Origin of the sequence: Paraburkholderia sp. GAS38 (assembly GCF_050434965.1) — a bacterium.
Lineage (GTDB): Bacteria > Pseudomonadota > Gammaproteobacteria > Burkholderiales > Burkholderiaceae > Paraburkholderia > Paraburkholderia phenazinium_A.
The window spans coordinates 215,796-235,521 of the sequence record NZ_JBNDJO010000004.1; the positions used below are offsets into that span (position 1 = coordinate 215,796).

General features: G+C 64.9%; 17 protein-coding genes. 7 read left to right on the forward strand and 10 right to left on the reverse strand.

Annotation, left to right across the window (positions count from 1 at the left end):
* Window positions 1–4: 4 nt before the first annotated feature.
* Window positions 5–1,516, reverse strand: a complete 1,512-nt coding sequence (locus tag P3T42_RS11365; RefSeq protein ID WP_074295244.1) for a sugar ABC transporter ATP-binding protein — start codon at window positions 1,514–1,516, stop codon at window positions 5–7.
* Window positions 1,517–2,013: 497 nt separating this feature from the next.
* On the opposite strand from P3T42_RS11365, the gene P3T42_RS11370 reads away from it, so the two are divergent.
* Window positions 2,014–3,402 (forward strand): MFS transporter, encoded by a 1,389-nt coding sequence (locus tag P3T42_RS11370; protein ID WP_429306089.1) that lies wholly within the window; start codon window positions 2,014–2,016, stop codon window positions 3,400–3,402.
* Here P3T42_RS11370 and P3T42_RS11375 read toward each other — a convergent pair.
* The 7 genes from P3T42_RS11375 to P3T42_RS11405 form a co-directional block, all read right to left on the reverse strand.
* Window positions 3,380–3,994, reverse strand: a complete 615-nt coding sequence (locus P3T42_RS11375) for a LutC/YkgG family protein (protein ID WP_429306090.1) — start codon at window positions 3,992–3,994, stop codon at window positions 3,380–3,382. The two genes, P3T42_RS11370 and P3T42_RS11375, sit on opposite strands and share 23 nt — an antisense overlap.
* Window positions 3,981–5,372 (reverse strand): lactate utilization protein B, encoded by a 1,392-nt coding sequence (locus tag P3T42_RS11380; protein ID WP_074295242.1) that lies wholly within the window; start codon window positions 5,370–5,372, stop codon window positions 3,981–3,983. The genes P3T42_RS11375 and P3T42_RS11380 overlap by 14 nt, the downstream gene beginning before the upstream one ends.
* Complete coding sequence (locus tag P3T42_RS11385; RefSeq protein ID WP_429306091.1) at window positions 5,369–6,112, reverse strand: (Fe-S)-binding protein; 744 nt, start codon at window positions 6,110–6,112, stop codon at window positions 5,369–5,371. The genes P3T42_RS11380 and P3T42_RS11385 overlap by 4 nt, the downstream gene beginning before the upstream one ends.
* 195 nt (window positions 6,113–6,307) lie before the next feature.
* Window positions 6,308–7,039: a FadR/GntR family transcriptional regulator gene (locus P3T42_RS11390; RefSeq protein ID WP_074295240.1), complete on the reverse strand. Its 732-nt coding sequence runs from the start codon at window positions 7,037–7,039 to the stop codon at window positions 6,308–6,310.
* A 160-nt stretch (window positions 7,040–7,199) separates the two neighbouring features.
* A complete protein-coding gene (locus P3T42_RS11395; RefSeq protein WP_074295239.1) occupies window positions 7,200–8,099 on the reverse strand; it encodes a LysR family transcriptional regulator in 900 nt (299 codons plus the stop codon).
* Window positions 8,100–8,261: 162 nt separating this feature from the next.
* A complete protein-coding gene (locus tag P3T42_RS11400) occupies window positions 8,262–9,035 on the reverse strand; it encodes an SDR family oxidoreductase (protein WP_074295238.1) in 774 nt (257 codons plus the stop codon).
* Between the two features lie 165 nt (window positions 9,036–9,200).
* A complete protein-coding gene (locus tag P3T42_RS11405; RefSeq protein WP_074295237.1) occupies window positions 9,201–10,172 on the reverse strand; it encodes a LysR family transcriptional regulator in 972 nt (323 codons plus the stop codon).
* Between the two features lie 101 nt (window positions 10,173–10,273).
* Between P3T42_RS11405 and P3T42_RS11410 the strand changes: the two genes are divergently transcribed.
* The 6 genes from P3T42_RS11410 to P3T42_RS11435 all read left to right on the forward strand — a co-directional run bounded on the left by P3T42_RS11410 (window position 10,274) and on the right by P3T42_RS11435 (window position 16,630).
* Window positions 10,274–11,350, forward strand: a complete 1,077-nt coding sequence (locus P3T42_RS11410; protein ID WP_429306092.1) for an ABC transporter ATP-binding protein — start codon at window positions 10,274–10,276, stop codon at window positions 11,348–11,350.
* 78 nt (window positions 11,351–11,428) lie between these two features.
* Window positions 11,429–12,142: an HAD-IA family hydrolase gene (locus P3T42_RS11415; protein WP_429306093.1), complete on the forward strand. Its 714-nt coding sequence runs from the start codon at window positions 11,429–11,431 to the stop codon at window positions 12,140–12,142.
* Between the two features lie 4 nt (window positions 12,143–12,146).
* Window positions 12,147–13,484 carry an NAD(P)/FAD-dependent oxidoreductase gene (locus P3T42_RS11420; RefSeq protein WP_429306094.1) on the forward strand — a complete coding sequence of 446 codons (1,338 nt, stop codon included), beginning with the start codon at window positions 12,147–12,149 and terminating at the stop codon, window positions 13,482–13,484.
* 38 nt (window positions 13,485–13,522) lie between these two features.
* The gene (locus tag P3T42_RS11425; RefSeq protein ID WP_429306095.1) at window positions 13,523–14,389 is read left to right on the forward strand and encodes an ABC transporter permease; all 867 of its coding nucleotides are present in this window, start codon (window positions 13,523–13,525) and stop codon (window positions 14,387–14,389) included.
* Window positions 14,386–15,180 carry an ABC transporter permease gene (locus tag P3T42_RS11430; protein ID WP_429306096.1) on the forward strand — a complete coding sequence of 265 codons (795 nt, stop codon included), beginning with the start codon at window positions 14,386–14,388 and terminating at the stop codon, window positions 15,178–15,180. Before P3T42_RS11425 ends, P3T42_RS11430 begins: the two co-directional genes overlap by 4 nt.
* A 22-nt stretch (window positions 15,181–15,202) precedes the next feature.
* Window positions 15,203–16,630: an aldehyde dehydrogenase family protein gene (locus P3T42_RS11435; RefSeq protein ID WP_429306097.1), complete on the forward strand. Its 1,428-nt coding sequence runs from the start codon at window positions 15,203–15,205 to the stop codon at window positions 16,628–16,630.
* An 89-nt stretch (window positions 16,631–16,719) separates the two neighbouring features.
* Here the strand turns inward: P3T42_RS11435 and P3T42_RS11440 are convergent, their stop codons facing one another.
* A complete protein-coding gene (locus P3T42_RS11440; RefSeq protein WP_429306098.1) occupies window positions 16,720–18,408 on the reverse strand; it encodes a GMC family oxidoreductase in 1,689 nt (562 codons plus the stop codon).
* 88 nt (window positions 18,409–18,496) lie between these two features.
* Window positions 18,497–19,555 carry an ABC transporter substrate-binding protein gene (locus P3T42_RS11445; RefSeq protein WP_074295229.1) on the reverse strand — a complete coding sequence of 353 codons (1,059 nt, stop codon included), beginning with the start codon at window positions 19,553–19,555 and terminating at the stop codon, window positions 18,497–18,499.
* Window positions 19,556–19,726 lie beyond the last annotated feature (171 nt).

Genomic DNA, 19,726 nt, shown 5'->3' on the forward strand with positions numbered 1-19,726 from the left:
AGGCTCACGCCGCTTGTAGGGTTTCGCGCTGCGTTGCGAGATGCATGATGCGCTCCTGCGTCGCCTCGCCGGCGGACAGTTCGCCGGTAATGCGGCCCTCGCACATGACGACGATGCGATCGCTCATGCGCAGGATTTCCGGCAGTTCCGACGAGATCATGACGATCGCCTTGCCTTGTGCGGCCAGCGCGCGCAGCAGCTTGTAGATTTCGCTCTTGGCGCCGACGTCGATGCCGCGCGTCGGCTCGTCGAAGAACAGCACGTCGCAGTCGCGCTCGAGCCATTTCGCAATGACGATTTTCTGCTGGTTGCCGCCCGACAGCAGCCGCACCTGTTGCGCCGCCGAGGGCGTGCGAATCGCGAGCAGCTTGATGAAATGCGCGGCGGTCCGGCGCATCTGCTTGCGGCGCAGGAAGAAATTGAGCGAGAGGAATTTGCCGAGATTGGACATGACGATGTTCGCTTCGACGTCCATCCCGGTCGCGAGGCCGTAGCGCTTGCGGTCTTCCGAGAGGTAGCCGATGCCTCGCGCCACCGCGTCGCTCGGCGTCCGGATGGCCGCCTGCACGCCTTTGACGACGATTTCGCCGGATTCGACCGGATCGGCGCCGAACACCGCCCGCGCGACCTCGGTGCGGCCCGCGCCCATCAGGCCGGCAAAGCCCAATATCTCGCCTTGACGCAACGTGAAGCTCACGTCCCTGACCAGCGGGCCGGCATTCAGATGCCTGACTTCGAGTGCCACCTCGCCTTCGCCGGCGACGCTCTGGGACGGCTCGAGGTCGGCGAGCGTTCGCCCGACCATCATGCCGATGATCGCTTCGACGCTGGTGTCCCGTGCGGCTACGGTGGCTACGTATTCGCCGTCGCGCAGCACGGTGACGCGGTCGGCGATCTGTTTCAGCTCATCCATCTTGTGCGAGATGTAGACAATGCCCACACCGCGGCTCTTCAGTTCGCGGATGATGCGGAACAGCTCGGCGATCTCTGCGTCGTTGAGCGCCGAGGTGGGCTCGTCCATGATCAGGACGCGCGAGTCGAACGACAAGGCTTTGGCGATCTCGACCATCTGCTGGCTGGCGACGGTCAGGCTGCCGACCAGGGCGCGCGGATCGAGATTCACATGCATGCGGGCGAGGATGTCGCGGGCCTGCGCATTGAGTTTGTTCTCGTCGAGAAACAGGCCGAGGCGTCCGCGCGGTTCGCGGCCGATGAACATATTCTGGGCGACGCTCAGATGGTTCATCAGTTGGAGTTCCTGATGAATGATGCAGACGCCCATGGCCTGCGCTTCGCGCGGGCTCGAGAATTCGACCGGCTGGCCGTCGCAGAGGAATTCGCCGGTGTCCCGCGTGTACACGCCGGCGAGAATTTTCATCAGGGTCGACTTGCCGGCGCCGTTCTCGCCCATCAGCGCGTGGACTTCGCCGGCCATGAGCTCGAACTGGACTTCGTGAAGCGCCCTCACGCCGGGAAAGCTCTTGCTGAGCCGCTTGACGGAAATGAGCGGGGTCACGGCGCGGCTTGAACGACGATGCCGCGAAGGCCGCGGGCCGCCTCACGAGAAGCGGGTCGGCAATATGCGGGGCGCGGCTGCGCGGGACGGAGCCGGGTATCGCAGGTATTGCGGGTGAAATCGCAACGAGAAGCCAGACTCATGCCTTGGAGCCCCCCAAACCGATGTGCCACGATTCTACGACGCTCGACGGCGCCGACTCAATTAGGCATTCCCTAATATCGCCCCGGCGACCGCGTCAATTCTATGCATTGCCGTAATTGCTTCGACAGCCTCTGTTGGGCCACCATGTGTCGGTCGCCCGTTGCGCCGCGCCGTTGGCCGCCGCGCCAACGCAAGTCGCTTCTCCGCAAGGCCGTGTCGTATTGCTGCCGGGCGCGGGCGACCCGCGGCCACTACAGTCCAGATACCGCACCCATGCACGGCACCCACGCACGATGAAACCGGCCAACGATTCCTGGCTCCGCGACGCGGCCAGTCTACCGGCCGCGCCGGCCATGCCGACCGCTACATCGCAGCATGCGCCGATGGAAACGCCGCCCGGTGAAATACAGACGCCCCGCGCCGAGGTTGGTCTGCCGCCGCTTGACGAGCCGCCCACGCCCACGCTCAACGAATCCGTCAACCGCGCAGTGGCGCCGCTCACCGGCGGCACGCTGCAACCGCCCGCCCCGCCGGCGAACGCCCGCGGCGCCGCCGCGCCCGCGAGCAGCCTGCAAGCCACCGCCATCCTGCTGCTCGGCTATGCCATTCTCATCACCGGCAACGGCCTGCTCGGCACGCTGATCTCGCTGCGGCTGATCCAGCAGCAGGCGCCGTCGCTGGTGGTCGGGGTGGTGCAATCGGCTTACTACCTCGGTTTTATGGTCGGCGCGCTGTGGGGCGGTGGGCTGATCGGGCGCGTCGGGCATCACCGGGCCTTCGTCACGTTTGCGGCCGTCTCGGCGTGCTGCGCGCTCGGCTATGCGGCGTGGAGTTCGGCCGCCACGTGGGTGGCGCTGCGCTTCGTGATGGGCTTTTGCCTGGTCGGCATATTCACGGTGGTCGAGAGCTGGCTGCATCAGGTGGCGAGCAACGCACAACGCGGACGCGTGTTCTCCGCCTATCTGATCACCAACTATCTGGGCGTGGGCACCGGCCAGTTCCTGATCGGCCTCGCCGATCCGTCCGGGTTCGCCTTGTTCAGCGTCGTCAGCGCGCTGTTTTCGGCCTCGCTGATTCCGGTTGCGCTGGCCGGCAACGCGCCCATGCCGACGGCGCCCGTGGAAACGGCCAGCAGCGGCGGCGGTTCGCGCCTCGCGCGCGGTCTCTCGGGTCTGAGCACGGTCTATACATGGGCCCCGCTTGGCGTCTATGGCTGCCTCGCCGCCGGGCTGCTCAATAGCGGCTTCTACTCGATGCAGCCGGTGTACATGCGCACGCTCGGCTATTCGGTGACCGACGTGTCCCATTTCATGGGTTTTGCGCTGCTCGCCGCCCTGCTGCCGCAATGGCCGGTGGCGCGCCTCGCCGACCTGTTCGACCGGCGCCTCATCATCGTGGCGATCACCGCGCTCGCGGCGGCCTGCAGCGCGCTGCTATTCCTGCTGCATGGCGGGATGCTGGTCGAAGTGCTCGGGTATCTGTATGTCAGCGTGATCTTTTCGCTGTATGGCGTGGTGACGTCGTACGTGAACGACTGCATTCCCGCCGGCCAGCGCATCGCGGTCAGTGCCGGACTGCTGCTGATCTTCTCGCTCGGCGCGAGCGGCGGCCCGACGCTGGCGTCGGCGCTGATGGCGCTCGCCGGACCGGGTGGACTGTATCTGTTCACGGCGATCGTGACCTGTGCGCTCGCCGTGCTGACGCTGAAGAGTTTGCGGACTACGCCCCGGGTGGTTCGTTGAGGCGGGCGGGCGGCGCGAGCCACACCACGGTCAACGACCGGACACCCTGCGCGCCGCGAATCAACACGCCTTCGATATCCGCCGTCGCGGACGGCCCCGTCACCAGCGCGGCATAGCGCGCCTCGCGAAAATCCGGACGCCGGTACAGGTCCTGCAAACCGTCGATCATCTGCGCGGGGTCCAACAGCACGACCAGATGCTGCACGATATAGCCGAGCGCGTTGACCACGTATTCCCGCTCGCTGAACCACACCGAGCCGGTTTCCGCGACCCCGAAGCGGGCCCGCACCACGCCGACATCCACATCCTGCAGCGAAGCCGGCGCCGTGTCGGCGGCTAGCGGCCGGGTGCCGGGCACCTCGGCCGTGGCCGAGCACACCGACGCCTCGATGCCGAAGCGCTGGTGGATCAGCGCGAGCACATCCGCCGCCGACGCCGCCTCGACGCAAGTTCCCCCCATCCCCGCCAATGCCGCGGTAAACCGCGCCCGCAGATCGCCGCCCGTCGAAGCGAACAGCGGCACCTCGGGACGCTGGCGCGCGTCCGGTTGCGCGGCGCGCACCTTGGCGAGAAAAGCCTCACGCGTTGTCATCGCCACCTCCACGATTCTTGCGGTACCACGCGTGGAAGGTCAGCTTCGGCGCCTCCGGCAGTTCGCGCTGCCGGCCCCAGATATTGAGCGGGTTATACAGCACGAAATTCGGCAGACGCCGCAGCGCGCCGCCCATCGACGACACCGTCGCGCGATACAGCGTCGGGCTCGCCAGCAGACGCCCCGCCATCTTCAACACTTCCTGCTTCACGAACGGCACTTCGTGGCGCTCGGTAATCACCTGGCGCCACTTGTAGATCTGCTCGTGGATATTGATCTTCACCGGACACACGTTGGTGCAACTGCCGTTCAACGTCGAAGCGAACGGCAAGGCGCTGTAGCGCTTGAGGTCGAAGGTCGGGTTGATGATCGCGCCGATCGGCCCGGAATACGTGCCGCCATACGACAGCCCGCCGCTGCGCCGGTACACCGGACAGGTATTCATGCACGCGCCGCAGCGAATGCACTTGAGCGAGTACCAGAAGTCCTGCATGGCAAGCCGTTCGGAGCGGCCGTGATCCACGAGGATGAAATGCATCTCGGTGCCGGGACGCGGCGCGCGAAAGTGCGACGTGTATTGCGTGATCGGCGAGCCGAGCGCGCTGCGCGAGAGCATGCGGATAAACACGCCGAGGTCCGCAACCTGGGGAATCAGCTTTTCGATGCCGATCGAGGCGATATGCAAAGGTGGCACGTTCGCCGACAGATCCGCATTGCCCTCATTGGTGCACACCACCACCGTGCCCGTTTCCGCCACGGCGAAATTGCAGCCCGTCATGCCGGCCGTCTTTTCGCGCACGAAATACGGCCGCGTATTCATGCGCTGGCTTTCGGCGAGGTAGTGGATGTCGCTGTTCTCGGGGTCCGTGCCGATGGTGCGGCCGAACAGTTGCGCGACGTCGCCGCGCAGCTTGTGCACCGCCGGCACCACCATATGGCTCGGGTCCTGGTGATCGAGCTGCTGGATGCGCTCGCCGAGGTCCGTCTCCATCACCGTGATGCCGCGCGGCTCGAGATAGTCGCGCATGGCGCATTCGTCGGTGAGCATCGACTTGCTCTTGACGAGCGTCGTCATGCCGCGCTCGGACATGATCTTGTAGACGAGTGCGTTGTGCTCTTCGGCGGTGGCCGCCCAGTGCACGATCACGCCGTTCGCTTCAGCCGCGGACGCGAACTGCCCGAGATATTCGGACAGATGCGACAGCGTGTGTTCCTTGATACCCGAGGCCAGCTCGCGCAGCGTCTCCCATTCGGCGATGCCGTGCGCCTGGACGTCGCGCTTCTCGCGCAGGTCCCACAGGCGTTTGTCGTGAAACGCCACGTGCTCCGTCTTCGCGATGAAAGCGCCCGCCGCCTTGGCGTGATCGATCCGGCTCATTCGCGTGCTCCATTCAGGACCTGGGCGATATGGATGAAGCGCGCCTCCGCTTTCATCCGCTCGGCGCAACCCTGCTGGTGCATCAGGCACGACATGTCGCCCGATACGATATATTCCGCGCCGGCCTGCAGATGATCGCGGACCTTGTCCTGCCCCATGCGGACCGACACCGGTTCCTCGGTCACCGAGAAGGTGCCGCCGAAGCCGCAGCATTCGTCGGGGCGCGCGGGCTTGACGAACTCGATGCCCTTGACGCCTTTCAGCAAGGTGAGCGGCTTCGAGAACGGCGTGCCGGCGACTTCGGAGATCGACGCTTCCTTCAGATGCCGCAGCGCGCTGCAGCTATTGTGGAGTCCTACCCGGTGCGGAAACTCGGCCCACGGAAACTCGCGTGCGCCCACCACGTCGTGCAAAAACTCGACCAGTTCATACGCACCGGCTCGCACCTGCTTCACTTCGGCCGTCTGCTCGATCGCGGTCAGATGTTCGCGCACATGATGGATGCAGCTTGCCGACGGCCCGACGATGTAATCGTATCCGGCGAAGTTTTGCGCGAACACCTTCTCCGCGCCGGCGGACTCGGCTTGCGCGCCGCTGTTAGCCATGGGCTGTCCACAGCAGGTCTGCTCCTGCGGATAGTCGACCTCGATGCCGAAGCGCTCGAGCAACTCGAGGGTCGCGATGCCCACTTCCGGATAGAACGCGTCGATAAAGCAGGGAATGAAGAGTGCGACTTTCATGAATTCAAGGCCAGCCAATAGTGGGAACGAGGCGCTGTGACTCGATGACGAACGCATACGCTCACTCTACTGCGGATTCCCGCTGCTTGAGCAATTTGCCGTATACGTCCTCAACCAGTAAGACTGGTCTTGTTGGTCTGACCAAGAATATAAGGAAGTTGGCAGGACGTGTCAATCGGCTGAGTCAGGTCGCAATCAGGACGGCTTGGCCGCCTCTTCCTCATACAATTCGCGCACAAACGTCAGATGACGCTCGGCTGCCTTGCGGGCCTTCTGCGCGTCGCGCGCCATCACGGCGTCGAAGATCGCCTGATGCTGGGTCAACAGTTGGCGCTCTTTTGCGTCGTCGTAATCGATCAGGCGGTGGTATTGCCGCATCCCTTCGCGGATCAGCGTGTGGATGCCGTGCATCACGTGAGCCAGCGCGACGTTGTGAGTCGAATCGGCGATTGCCAGGTGAAAGGCCGCGTCCAGTTCGGCCAGGTTCGCGCGGTCGCTGGACAGCGAGCCGGCCTTCAGCGCTTCGAATGCGCTGCGGATCTTCTCGAGATCCGCAGCGGTGGCGCGTTCGGCGGCGTAGACCGTGGAGATGGATTCCAGACCCTGGCGCAATTCGAGGATATCGGCGCTGGTGCGCGGATTCTGCAGCAGCAGTTCGGCGAGCGGCTTCGAGATGATCGGCGCGGTGACGTCCACCACGGTGAAGCCGCCCCGCCCCGAGGTTTCGATGTAGCCGTCCGCTTCCAGCCGGATCAGCGCCTCCCGCAACGACGGCCGCGACACACCCAGTTGGGTCGCCAGATCGCGTTCGGCGGGCAAGCGGTCGCCCGGCATCAACGCGCCGTCCGAGATCAGGCGCTTGATCTGGTCGGACACGACATCGGACAGACGTTTGCGCGTGAAGGACTGAATCGGGTCGAATTGCATGGGCTGGGTTGGCGTGGCGGTAGAGGTCCCGACGACGGGCCGCGGCGATGGTGGTGCTCGCCAGGCCGCCGATGCGCGTGACGTTTCTGCTAGACGGAGCGGTGCGCAACGACGGGTTGGCGCAATTATAGCGTCCGCCTTCTGTGCCCCGACGCACGCCTCAATCGAACCGGCTCTGCAACAGGCTGATCAACCAGCTCACGAACACCTCGACGCGATCGGCCCGATGCCGCCAATGCGGATAGATCGCCGACACCTGCATGGACGGCGCGCGCCACGCGGGCAACACGTCGACCAGTTCGCCCGCGTCGAGATGGTGCTGCACGTCGTAACGCGGAATCTGGATCAGCCCTAACCCCGACAGGCAACAGGCGATATAGGTCTCCGCATTGTTCACGGCCACGTGGCTGCGCATGGGCATGTTGATGGTCTGCTCGCCGCTTTGATACTCCCAGGTGGCCACGCGCGCGGCGCCTGACGACGCATAATCGATCGCCCAGTGCCGCGATAGATCCTCGGGCGTATGCGGCACGCCGTGCTTCGCCAGATACGCGGGGCTCGCGCAATTGATCAGCGTGAGCTGGCCGAGCGGCCGCGCGACCAGACTCGCACTATTCAAGGGGCCCACCCGGATCGCGCAATCGACACCCTCCTGAACCAGGTCGATCGGACGATCGGTCGAGCCCAGCACCACCTGCACATTCGGATAGCGCTCGAAAAACGCCGGCAGCGCGGGCGCGACCAGCCGCCGCGCAATCCGGCTCGGCACGTCGACGCTCAGGCGTCCCGCGATCTCCGTGGGCGCCTTGCGGAACAGGCCGTCGATATCGTCCGCGTCGGCCAGCCAGCTACGGCTGCGTTCCAGCAGCGTCTGCCCGTCCGGGGTCAGTTGCACCAGCCGCGTGGTCCGGTGTAACAGGCGCGCGCCCATGCGCTGCTCCAGTTGCTGGATCGCCAGCGAAACCGTCGCACGCGGCAAGTTCAGCGCCTGCGCGGTCTTGATGAAACTGCGCTTGTCGGCCACATGCACGAAGACCCGTAACAGGTCGACCTGATCCATTGAAGTCGCACTCCCTTTGCTCTTTCACGGTTGAGACTGAAACACGAATGCCGCGCAGGCACAAGCAAGGTCAAAGACGTGCGGAGGGATGGCGGTTGTGTTGCGAGGAATCGTCACTGCTGCGGGCGCCGCAGCAGTGACCCGCGACGGGCGATGCAGCGGCTAGCGGGTCGTATAACCGCCGTTGGCGAAGATTGTCTGGCCGGTGATCCACCAGCCGTCGGTAACGAGGAATTTGACAATCGGCGCAATATCGCCGATTTCGGTGAGGCCGCTTTTGGTCTGCTTGCTGAGCGCCGCAGCCGTCGCGTGATAAGCCGCAGACTCTTTCGATTCGGCCGGATAGAAGAACGGCGTGTCCATCGGCCCCGGGCCGATCGCATTCACCGAAATGCCGCGCTCGCCGAACTCCTTCGACGCCGCCCGCGTGTAGTGCTCGATCGGCGCCTTGCTGCCCGGATAGATCGAATAGAACGGCGTATAGGCCGACAGCAGCGACGTCACGATGGTCACGACCTTGCCGTTGTCCGCCAGCTTCTTGCCTGCTTCCTGCAGGAAGAAAAACGCCGCTTTCGAATTGACCGCGAAGATCGTGTCGTAATCCTGCTCGGTCACTTCGACGATCGGCTTCTTGATCACCATGCCGGTGGTGTTGACGGCAACATCGATCTTGCCGAACTGGCTCAGCGCTTCATCGAACAGCCGCGTAACGTTTTTCGGCTGGGTCAAGTCGCCCTGCACCGCAATCGCCTTCGCGCCGGCGGCCTGCACGGCGGCGACGGTTTCTTCCGCCGCGCCGCGGGTGGCGTCGCTGTTGTAGTGGACCACCACTGCCGCCGCCCCGCCTTTGGCGAGCTCGCGGGAAATCAACCCGCCCAGGTTCTTCGCACCGCCCCCAATCAGGACAACCTTGCCGTTTAGAGAGTGATCTGCCATGACGTCCTCCAGGACATTGAGTGGGAGACCAAGTATAGGAGGAGGGATGGCCGCTATTGGACCGTCGTGGCTGGATGCAAAGTCCAGCAAACCTGAACAATGCGGATGGCGGGACGGCGCGGGCAACAACACCGTGCGCAATGTTGCAACCACAACACACACCACCTAACCGATCACCAACCCCGCCTCCGCCAGCAAGCGCCGCAGCCCCAGCTTCGGATAGGTCCGATCGACCGCGCGCACATCGGCGTGCGTTTCCTCAATGATCCAGTCGCGCACTTCCGCCGCAACCGGACGCAACACCCGATTCTCCGGCCACACCAGACAGCAGCGCCGGTTCGTCACGATGAGCTCCTCTTCGGCGGGCAACAACGCGCCCTCCAGGAGCCAATGCGACACCACGTTGAGCCAGCCGAGCGCGACACCCTGCCCGAGCAGCGCCGCCTGCACGACGATGGCGTAGTCGTTGAAGCTCAGCATGCCCACGGCATGCCGCCCATGTGCCGCGAACGCCTCGAAGCGGTCATGCCAGCCGCGCTCGCCGTCGTCCATCACGATCACCGTATCGCCGTGCTCGCGGCCCGTCCCGGTCGCGGCCGTCTCGTGATAGCGCCGGTTGCACACCGGCAGCAGCGTCTCCGGCATCACAAGCACGCTGTTCTCGCCGATCTCGTCCTCGTGCAGGAAGCGCATGCCGAGATCGACATCGACGAGCGGGCCGCCGATGCGTCCCGAGATCAGCTGAAATCGCAAATCGACATTCGGAAACGCCTGGTTCAGCCGGTTCATACGCGGCATCAGCCAGTGCGTGGTGAACGCGGTGGACACCGACAGCGTGACCGACTCGACACCCGTCGCACGCGCCTCGATCTCGCGTATCGCGCCCTCTATGCCGTTGAAACCTTCGGAGATTTTCCGGTAAAGGATCCTGCCGTTCTCGGTCAGCTCGATCCCACCGCGCACGCGCTCGAAAAGGCGCACGCCGAGATGGTCTTCCATGCGCGCCAGCATGCGGCTCACCGCCGGCTGGCTCACGTATAACTCCTGCGCCGCGCGCGTGAAGTTGCCGCAGCGCGCGGCAGCTTCGAACACGAACAGCGCATTGGCGCTCGGCAATTTTTTGCGAAGGTTAGGCATGACCTGATGTTATGCCTTGTCCAACAATTTGGGAATTGCCGCCAATAATGACGCGGCCTATATTTTCCCTGACGCAGGCCTCAACAGCGAGACAGGACGCAATGGACGCACGAGCGAAAACAGGTGTTTCGATCCGATCGGCAGCGAAGCGTTATGGGCCAGTAGTGGCTCTCGACGACGTATCGCTCGACATCGCCCCAGGCGAATTCGTCTCGCTGCTCGGACCGTCGGGGTCGGGCAAGACCACCCTGCTCGGCATTCTCGGCGGCTTCGTGCAGCCGAGTTCGGGCGCGGTCTGGGTCGGCGAGCGCGACATTACATTTGCGCCGCCGCACAAGCGGGACATCGGGATCGTCTTTCAGAACTACGCGCTCTTTCCGCATATGAGCGTCGGCGAGAACGTGGCGTTTGCGCTGCGCGCGCGCCGTCAGCCCAAATCGACGTGGGCCAAGAAGGTCGCCGATGCGCTCGCGATGGTGGAACTCTCGGGCTACGAGAGCCGCGGCATCGGTCAACTGTCCGGCGGCCAGCGCCAGCGGGTAGCGCTCGCCCGCGCGATGGTCTTCGAACCGCAACTGATCCTGATGGACGAGCCGCTCTCCGCGCTCGACAAGCAACTGCGCGAAACCATGCAGATCGAGCTGCGGCGGCTGCATCGCAAGCTCGGCGCGACGATCGTCTACGTGACGCACGACCAGCGCGAGGCGCTCACCATGAGCGACCGCGTGGCCGTGCTGAAGAACGGCCGGCTCGTGCAGATCGACACGCCTGAGCGGCTCTACGACCGTCCGTGCGACGCGTTCGTGGCGAGCTTCATCGGTGAGGCGACGCTGCTCGCCGTCACGCGCGCCGGCGACGATGCCGTGCGTCTCGGCGACACGGTTTTGCGCACCGCGCACCCGCTGCCGCGCGGCGACAAGCTGCTGCTCGCGGTGCAGACCGAAAAACTCGTAATCGACGGCGGCGATCGGCGTGACGGCGTGAATCGTCTGTCTTGCCACGTCACCGAAGTGCTGTACCAGGGCGAAAGCCTGCGCGTGTTCGCAACGCTCGCCGACGGCACCGCCATCAGCCTCAGGCAGCCGGGCGGCCACGACGCGCGCCGGCGCATCCCGGAGCCGGGCGCGCCGATGAGCGTCGTGCTCGATCCGCAGGACACGATCGTCGTGCCCGCCTGACCCCACTCATTTTTCGGCCGCCCACGCCTGGGGTATTCCCTCTCCCGTTTTCACAGCAAACAGCAAAAGGATGATTTCATGAAGCTCACCGATTTCAAGGTCCTGACGTTCGACGTCGTCGGCACACTCATCGACTTCGAGCGCGGCGTGCTCGCCTCCGTGCGGCGCCTAGGCGGCCCGGCAGCGCAGGACCTGACCGACGACCAGATCTTCGAGCCGTACATGCGCGGCCGCGCCGCTCATCCGGGCCGCTCGAGCCACGAAATGGCGAACGTCTACCTGTCGCTGGCGAAGGAACTCGGTCTGCCCGGCGACATGCAATCAGCCGCCGCGTTCCAGCGCGACGTGCTCGAATGGCCCGCCTTCGCGGATTCGGTCGCCGCGCTCAAACGTCTGCGCAAACATTTCCGCCTGGTTGCCATGACCAATGCGGACCGCGTCGCGCTGTCGGCCTACGCCCACACGCTTGGCGACCCGTTCGACGACACGGTCTGCTGCGACGAAACCGGCGTCGCCAAACCCGATCCGCAATTCTTCGCGTACAACCGGGGCCGCCAGGCCGCATTCGGCTACAAGTTCGGCGAGATCCTGCACACCGCGCAAAGCCAGTACCACGACATCGGCGTTGCCACGAAACTGGGCTATGCGACCTGCTGGATCGAGCGCCGTCAGGGCAAGCGGGGGTTCGGCGCCACACCGGTGCCCGAAGCCGTCACGACGCCGACGTTCACGTTCCCGACGCTCGCCGCGCTCGCGGACGCCGTCGAAGCCGAAGCGCGCCTCGCCGCCTGAGCCGATGCTCGCGCCGACAGCACGCCCCTCGTCCCCGCCTGAGTCGCTCTGGCAAGCGCTCGCTGCCGCCTCGCCCGATGCGGGCGCGGCCATGCATGCCGGCGCGCCGCTCGCGCGCGATCTCGACGTCGAAGTCGCGGTGATCGGCGCGGGCTACTCGGGTCTCGCCGCAGCCTATGCGCTGCAAAAACGCGGCGTCGGTTGCGCTGTACTCGACGCGAACCCGGTCGGTTGGGGTGCAAGCGGGCGCAATGGCGGCGTGGTGTCGTCGAAATTCAGGCTGTCGTTTCCCACCATCGACCAGGTGTACGGCCTCGATACCGCGAAGCGCATGCACCGGCTCGCGCATGAAGGCGTGCGGGTCGTCGAATCGCTGGTCGACGAGTTCGGGCTCGCGCGGGCTCGCTTCGAGCATACGGGCAGCCTGCGCTGCGCACACACCGAGCGCGCGCTCGCGGCGATCTGCGCCGAAGCCGACTGGGTGCGCACGAAGCTCGGCGATACGTCGATGAGCGTGCTATCGCGCGCCGAAGTCGAGCGCGAGACGGGGTCGAAGAGGTTTGTCGGCGGTGTGCTGAGCGCCGATGCCGGCACGATCCTGCCGCTCGAATACGTGCGCGGACTCGCGCGCGGCATGACGCTGCGCGGCGTGCCGATTTACGAATCGACACCGGTACTGCAGATGCATCGCGCACCCGGCGATAGGCACGTGGCGTTGAGCACGCCGGGCGGTACGGTGCGTGCGAAGCAGGTGATCGTCGCGACCAATGCCTATTCGGATCTCACGCCGGCCACCTCGCCGTATCAGCGCGAACTCGTGCCGTTCCGCAGCGCAATGATCGCCACCGAACGCCTGCCCGCCGATCTCGATGCGCGTCTGATGGTCGAACGCCGCAGCTACACGGAAACGCGGCGCATGATGAAGTGGTTCCGCAAGGTGGACGGCCGCATGCTGTTCGGCGGTCGCGACGCATTCGGCAAGGAAGGCCAGATGACCGGCTTCGATGCGCTGCAGCGGGCGATGGTCGCGCTCTTTCCCGCTCTCGCCGGCGTACGCGTGGCGTATCGCTGGTCGGGCTATGTCGGCATGACATTTAATTCGCTGCCGCATGTCGGGCGCAGCGACGATGCCACGACCTTCTGTCTGGGGTATAACGGAGCAGGCGTCGCGATGGCCAGTCTGCTAGGACAGCATGCCGCCGCGCTCGCCCTCGGCGAGACGCCCGAGCTTTCGCTGCTCGGCACGCCCGGTCTGCGGCCCGTGCCTTTTCATTCGCTGCGCGCGCCGGGTGTGAGGCTCGTCGCCGCGTGGTATCAGTTTCTCGACGCCGTAGGTGCATGATGACGACCGCCAAACGGATGCTCCAAGGACCCACATTGATGCAGGCCACCCAGTCCGATCCTGCCGCGCGCTACCAGCGGCGCGAAGATCGCACGATGCTTCTCCTGATGGCGCCGGCGCTCCTCGTGATCGTCGTGCTGCTCGTGGTGCCGCTCGCCTGGCTGTCGTGGCAGTCGATCTATCACGACGGCTTCACGCTCGAAAACTATCGGCGCATGTTCACGGGCGCCTACCTCGAAACCTTTCTGCTCACGTTCAAACTGAGCATCGTCGTGACCGTCGTCACGCTGATGCTCGGCTATCCGGTGGCCTACTTCGCGGCCTCGCTGTCGCCCAGGCTGAGCGCGCTTGTCCTCGGCATGGTCATCCTGCCGTTCTGGACGAGCGTGCTTGTGCGCACTTACGCATGGCTCGTGTTGCTGCAGCGCACGGGCCTCGTCAACAAGGCCTTGATCGCCTCGGGCCTGATCGACCGGCCGGTGCAACTCGCCTATAACCAGTTCGGCACGGTCATTGCGATGGTTCATATCCTGCTGCCGTTCATGGTGCTGCCGCTCTTTTCGGCCATGCAGAAGATTCCGTCGAATCTCTCGCAGGCGGGCGCGAGTCTCGGCGGCTCGCCGCTGCATGTATTCATGCGTGTGTTCCTGCCGCTTTCGATGAGCGGCGTGTTCGCCGGTGTCACCCTCGTGTTCGTGCTTTGCCTCGGTTTCTACATCACGCCTGAGTTGATGGGCGGCGGCAAATCGATCATGGTGTCGATGGTGGTGAGCCGCAACGTCGAGATCTATAACAGTTGGGGCGCGGCGAGCGCGGTAAGCGTCGTGCTGCTGATCTGCGTGTTCGCGATTTTCTACGCCGCGAGCCGCGTGGTGCCACTCGAAAAGACCCTGGGCGCGAAATGACCAAGCTTTCGTTCGGACGGATCGTCCTCGGCGCGGCGGTCGTGCTGATTCTCCTGTTCCTCATGATACCGGTGCTGATCGTCGTGCCGCTGTCGTTCTCCGACACGCGCTTCATGACTTTCCCCCCGCCGGCCTATTCGCTGCGCTGGTATCACTCGTTCTTCGACAACCCCGCATGGATCGACGCCGCGCGCACCACGCTGACCGCTTCGACCTGCGCCGCGCTGCTCGCGACCCCGCTCGGTGTATGCGCCGCCTATGCGATTCAGAACGGCACGCATTGGATCATGCGCTATCTGCGCACCCTGCTGATGCTGCCGTTGATGGTGCCGATCATCATCGTCGCGGTGGGCGTGTTTTTCGTCTACTCGCAGGCCGGCTATGTGAATACGCTCGGCGGGCTGATTCTCGCGGATACGATGCTCGGGCTGCCGTATGTGCTGATCTCGGTCGGCGCCGATCTTCGTACCTTCGACCGCACCCAGGAAATGGTCGCCCGCAGCCTCGGCATGAATCGCTTTCGCAGCTTCATGACGGTAACGCTGCCGCAGATCAAGGCAAGCGTGATCTCCGGCGCAGTGTTCGTATTCATTCAGGCGCTCGACGAAACGGTGGTCGCACTCTTCGTGTCGGGTGGCTCGAACCAGACGCTGACGCGCCGCATGTTCGTCACGCTGCGTGACGAGATCGATCCGACCATCGCCGCAATCAGCACGATGCTCACCGCGCTGACCCTTTGCCTCGTGATGATCGTCGTCGTAAGCCGGCGCGCCGGCACGGCGCGGGCCTGAACTCCTCCTACGCGCTTCTCACATGATCAATGCACTGAAGTTCTATATCGGCGGCGCGTGGGTCGAGCCGTCGGGCACGGCACGCCTGCCGGTGATCGATCCCTGCACCGAAGAAGCGTTCGCCGAAGTGGCAATGGGCACGCCCGCCGACATCGATCGCGCGGTCGCTGCGGCAAAACACGCGTTCACGTCGTTCTCGCAGACTACGCCCACCGAGCGCCTCGCACTGATTCGCCGCATTCTGGAAGTCTTTCTCGAACGTCACGATGAGATGGGCGAGACGATTTCTCGCGAGCTGGGCGCCCCGCGCGCGATGGCGCATGCGTGGCAGGCGGGGATCGGGCGCCGGCATCTCGACGAGCTGATCCGCACGTGCGAAACGTTCGCGTGGCAACGCCAAAAAGGCACGACGCTCGTCAATCACGAACCGGTAGGCGTTGTCGCACTCATCACGCCGTGGAATTGGCCGATCAATCAGATCGTCTGCAAGGTTGCGCCCGCCATCGCGGCCGGCTGCACGATGGTGCTGAAGCCCAGCGAAGTGACGCCGCTCAACGCGTTGCTGTTCGCGGAAATTCTCGACGCCGCGGGCGTGCCGCCGGGCGTCTTCAATCTCGTGAACGGCGATGGACCGACCGTCGGTGCGGCGCTTGCGGCGCATCCCGATGTCGACATGGTGTCGTTCACCGGCTCGACCCGCGCTGGCGTCGAGATCGCAAAGCTCGCGGCGCCCACCGTCAAGCGCGTACATCAGGAGCTGGGCGGCAAGTCGGCCAATATCCTGCTGGACGACGTCGATTTCGACGCAGCGGTGACGGCAGGTGTCAACGCCTGCTTCAACAACAGCGGCCAGTCGTGCAACGCGCCGACGCGCATGCTCGTGCCCGAGGCACGCCATGACGAAGCCGTGGCGATTGCCCGGCGCGCGGCGCAAGCGCATTGCGTCGGCCCCGCCGGCGATGAGCGCACGACCATGGGGCCGGTTGTCAGCAGCGTGCAGTTCGAGCGCGTGGAACGGTTGATCGCGGCCGGCATCGACGAGGGCGCGCAGATCGCGGCAGGTGGGCTCGGTCGGCCGCAAGGTCTCGAACGCGGCTATTACGTGCAACCCACTGTGTTCGCGAACGTGCGTCCTGCAATGACGATCGCGCGTGAAGAGATCTTCGGACCCGTGCTCGCGATCATGCCGTATCGCGACGAGGAAGAGGCAATTGCGATCGCGAACGACAGCCCCTTCGGCCTCGCGGCCTACGTCCAGTCCGCCGATCTCGAACGCGCGCGGCGCGTGGCGTTCCGGTTGCGGGCGGGCAGCGTGTACCTGAACTATCCCTCATGGGACGCCGGCTCGCCTTTCGGCGGCTACAAGCAATCGGGCAACGGGCGCGAATACGCCGAATGGGGACTCGAAGCGTTTCTCGAGGTGAAGGGTATCGTGGGATATGGAGACTGAAGGCGACTCGGCGCGCCCGCGGTCACCGAGCACCTCAGCGGTTTCCGGGCCGCGCGCTGCGGGTTCGCTGCCCCGGGCCGGCACGCCGGTCAGGGGCGGCCACGCAGCATATCCGCGATACGTTCCGCGATCATGATGGTCGGCACATTCGTATTGGCGCAGGGTATCGACGGCATCAGCGACGCATCGCATACGTATAGCCCGCTGACGCCGTACACGGCGCCACGCGCATCGCAAACCGCGAGCGGATCGTCGGCGGTGCCCATCCGGCAGGTTCCCGACGGATGCCAGGTGCCGCCCACCGAGCGCGTGACGAATTTCGTCAAGGCACGATCGTCGGCGAGCAGGTCGTTCAGCGTCACGCCCTGAGTGACCACGCGTCGCACGAGCCACGCGCGAAACGGCCCCGCAATGTCCAGCAGCGCGCTCAGCATGCCGCGTTGCAACGCATTCCACGCACCGGGCACGGCCACACTCGCCACACGCGGCGAATAGCTCGAAGGCAGCAGCGTCGTGCGATGCTTCGCCATCATCGGATCGGCCAGCGTTTCAGCGCCGAAGCGCAGCGCCCGCTTCAGGCGTTCGAGATCGCGCGCATCGGACAGCATGTTGAAATCGACAGCGGGCTCGCAATGCGGACTCGCCGAGGTGAGTGTCACACGGCCGCGCGAGTAGGACTTGTTCACCCAGAAGAAGATCGTGCCGAGCCGGTAGCCGACTGAATGCCAGCCCGAACGCGACAGGATCGCACCGTGCATGTCGCCGGGGACCGTGCCGGGCATGCCTGACGAAAAGCGCACGATGGCCTGCTCGTGATGCTCGTCGGGAAACGGCGTGCGGGCGGTCCGCGGCAAAACCGCGGAAACAGCGATCGACGGATGCTCCATCAGATTGCCGCCAACGCCGGCTCGATCCGCGCGTATCTCGATACCGAGCGCGGCGAGCTCAGCGGCCGGTCCGATGCCGCTTCTCATGAGCAGCGCGGGACTGTGGATCGCGCCTGCACAGACAATGACATGCGCGGCGCGCAATTCTTCAGCCACGCCATCCCGGCCCTCACCGGCGACGATGCGCGCGCCGACTGCGCGCGTGCCGTCGAACAGCACGCGCTCGACGAGCGTTCCGGTGCGGATCTCGAGGTTCGGGCGGGCGCGCACCGCGTCGTCGAGATAGCAGACCGAGGTCGGGATACGCTCGCCGGCCTCGCTCACGGCAATCGATCCGATGAACGTACCGTCCTGCCACACGCCATTCTGGTCGTTGCGCCGCACGTGGCCGTGCGCATCGAGCGTGTCGAGCACCGCGCGCACGAAAGGCGAAATGCGTGCCCCGTTCGCGCGCTGAATGCGGACCGGGCCGCTCTTGCCATGCAACTCGCCGTCGAAGTCGCAATCGGATTCGAGTTTGCGGAAGTACGGCAGGCACGCGCTCCAGTTCCAGCCGTGTGCGCCGAGCGCGTGCCATTCGTCGTAATCGGCAGGCGCGCCGCGATTCGCCATCAGCGCATTGATCGCCGAGCCTCCGCCGAGCAGGCGCGCCTGTTCGTAACGGCGTGTCGTCGCCGACGTACTCATGCGCGCCTTCAGGCGCTGCCAGATGTTCGCCGTGTCGAGATAGGCGCGGCCGGGATACCGGCTGCGCACAGCAGCGGGCATGTCCGTCCGCGAGATATTGCGGCCGGCCTCGACGAGGCAGACGGTCTTGCCGGCCTCTTCGGACAGGCGCGCCGCGAGCACGCAGCCGGCCGAGCCGCCGCCGAGAATCAGATAGTCGATCACGTTCGCTGAGTACGCAGGCGTTGAACTGTGCGGGGCCGGCGCGGCAGGGCGAGCCCGTCAGCCCGCGTGCAGGCAAGCACGCCGCGCTTTACTGCATGAACTTGAGCCAGCGCGCCTTCGCCTGAATCCCGGCGTCCGAGGCCCACCACTCCTCTGACATGAGCGCCTGCTTCGCCGCGTTATCCGGTGAACTCGGCAGCTCGCTCGCGCGCTTCGCGTCGATCTTGCCCGTCTTGAAGGCCGCCGGATTGCCCGGGCCGTAGTCGATGTAGAGCGGCAGGTTCGCCTGCAAGTCCGGCGAGACGGCGGCGTTGACGAACTTGATCGCCTCGGGGAGGTTCGGTGCGTTCTTCAGAATGCATAACTGGGTGTTCTGGAGAATGCCGTCGTTGAACGTGAAGTCGATGTCGGGATTATCCTTGCGCACGGCGCTCGCGCGGCCGTTCCAGATCATCGTCATATCGACTTCCCCGTCGTGCAGCAGTTGCGCCGACTGCCCTCCCGATGTCCACCAGACGGTCACGTCCGGCTTGATCTGCTGAAGCTTCCTGAACGCACGGTCGACATCGAGCGGATAAAGCTTGTCGCGCGGCACGCCGTCGGCGAGGAGCGCGGCTTCGAGTACCGTCTGCGGGTCGTTGCGCAACGCACGTGTGCCGGGGAATCCCTTCACGTTCCAGAAATCGGCCCAGCTTTGCGGCACCTTCTTCAAGGTCTTCTTGTTGTAGCCGATGACCGTCGAATAGAACTCATAGGCGACCGAATACGGCGTGCGGTATTTCTCAGGCATCGCGGCCGCATTGGGGATCTTCGAGAAATCGAGCTTTTCGAGCAGGCCTTCGTGGCCGCCACGCAGACAGTTGGAGGTCGGTGTATCGACCACGTCCCAGATCGGCTTGCCGGTCGCGCCCTGTGCCTTGATCTGCGGCCACGCGTCCGGGATGCTGTCCTGGTTCACGGTGATGTTCAGCAGTTTCGCGGCCGGATCGAGGATCGCCTTCGTCTGCGCTTCCTGATACGTACCGCCTTGGGAGACGAAGGTAATTTGCCCAGCGGCAAAAACAGGCGTTAGACACGCAGGCACCAGACCCGCGACACCAAGAATCAGAACTGCGGCAAGCGGGCGCAACGTTGGCTTCTTGATCACGACTGTGTCCTCGAAACGTTAGGCGAAAGATATCGTGGGTGTAATGCGCGTTGAGCAAAATATAGTGAGTCTATTTTGCGGCGACAACACCGGAATTGTTTTGGTGCCCATGACATCACGTTATGGCAAGAGCGTGACGCCGGCACCCGCTTGTCTTTCGAGGACTGCTGT

What these genes read in the sequence shown, in the direction of transcription:
- P3T42_RS11370 (WP_429306089.1), top strand. Translation starts at nt 2,014, where the DNA reads ATGCCGACCGCTACATCGCAGCATGCGCCGATGGAAACGCCGCCCGGT.
- P3T42_RS11375 (WP_429306090.1), bottom strand. Translation starts at nt 3,994, where the DNA reads ATGACAACGCGTGAGGCTTTTCTCGCCAAGGTGCGCGCCGCGCAACCG.
- P3T42_RS11380 (WP_074295242.1), bottom strand. Translation starts at nt 5,372, where the DNA reads ATGAGCCGGATCGATCACGCCAAGGCGGCGGGCGCTTTCATCGCGAAG.
- P3T42_RS11385 (WP_429306091.1), bottom strand. Translation starts at nt 6,112, where the DNA reads ATGAAAGTCGCACTCTTCATTCCCTGCTTTATCGACGCGTTCTATCCG.
- P3T42_RS11390 (WP_074295240.1), bottom strand. Translation starts at nt 7,039, where the DNA reads ATGCAATTCGACCCGATTCAGTCCTTCACGCGCAAACGTCTGTCCGAT.
- P3T42_RS11395 (WP_074295239.1), bottom strand. Translation starts at nt 8,099, where the DNA reads ATGGATCAGGTCGACCTGTTACGGGTCTTCGTGCATGTGGCCGACAAG.
- P3T42_RS11400 (WP_074295238.1), bottom strand. Translation starts at nt 9,035, where the DNA reads ATGGCAGATCACTCTCTAAACGGCAAGGTTGTCCTGATTGGGGGCGGT.
- P3T42_RS11405 (WP_074295237.1), bottom strand. Translation starts at nt 10,172, where the DNA reads ATGCCTAACCTTCGCAAAAAATTGCCGAGCGCCAATGCGCTGTTCGTG.
- P3T42_RS11410 (WP_429306092.1), top strand. Translation starts at nt 10,274, where the DNA reads ATGGACGCACGAGCGAAAACAGGTGTTTCGATCCGATCGGCAGCGAAG.
- P3T42_RS11415 (WP_429306093.1), top strand. Translation starts at nt 11,429, where the DNA reads ATGAAGCTCACCGATTTCAAGGTCCTGACGTTCGACGTCGTCGGCACA.
- P3T42_RS11420 (WP_429306094.1), top strand. Translation starts at nt 12,147, where the DNA reads ATGCTCGCGCCGACAGCACGCCCCTCGTCCCCGCCTGAGTCGCTCTGG.
- P3T42_RS11425 (WP_429306095.1), top strand. Translation starts at nt 13,523, where the DNA reads ATGCAGGCCACCCAGTCCGATCCTGCCGCGCGCTACCAGCGGCGCGAA.
- P3T42_RS11430 (WP_429306096.1), top strand. Translation starts at nt 14,386, where the DNA reads ATGACCAAGCTTTCGTTCGGACGGATCGTCCTCGGCGCGGCGGTCGTG.
- P3T42_RS11435 (WP_429306097.1), top strand. Translation starts at nt 15,203, where the DNA reads ATGATCAATGCACTGAAGTTCTATATCGGCGGCGCGTGGGTCGAGCCG.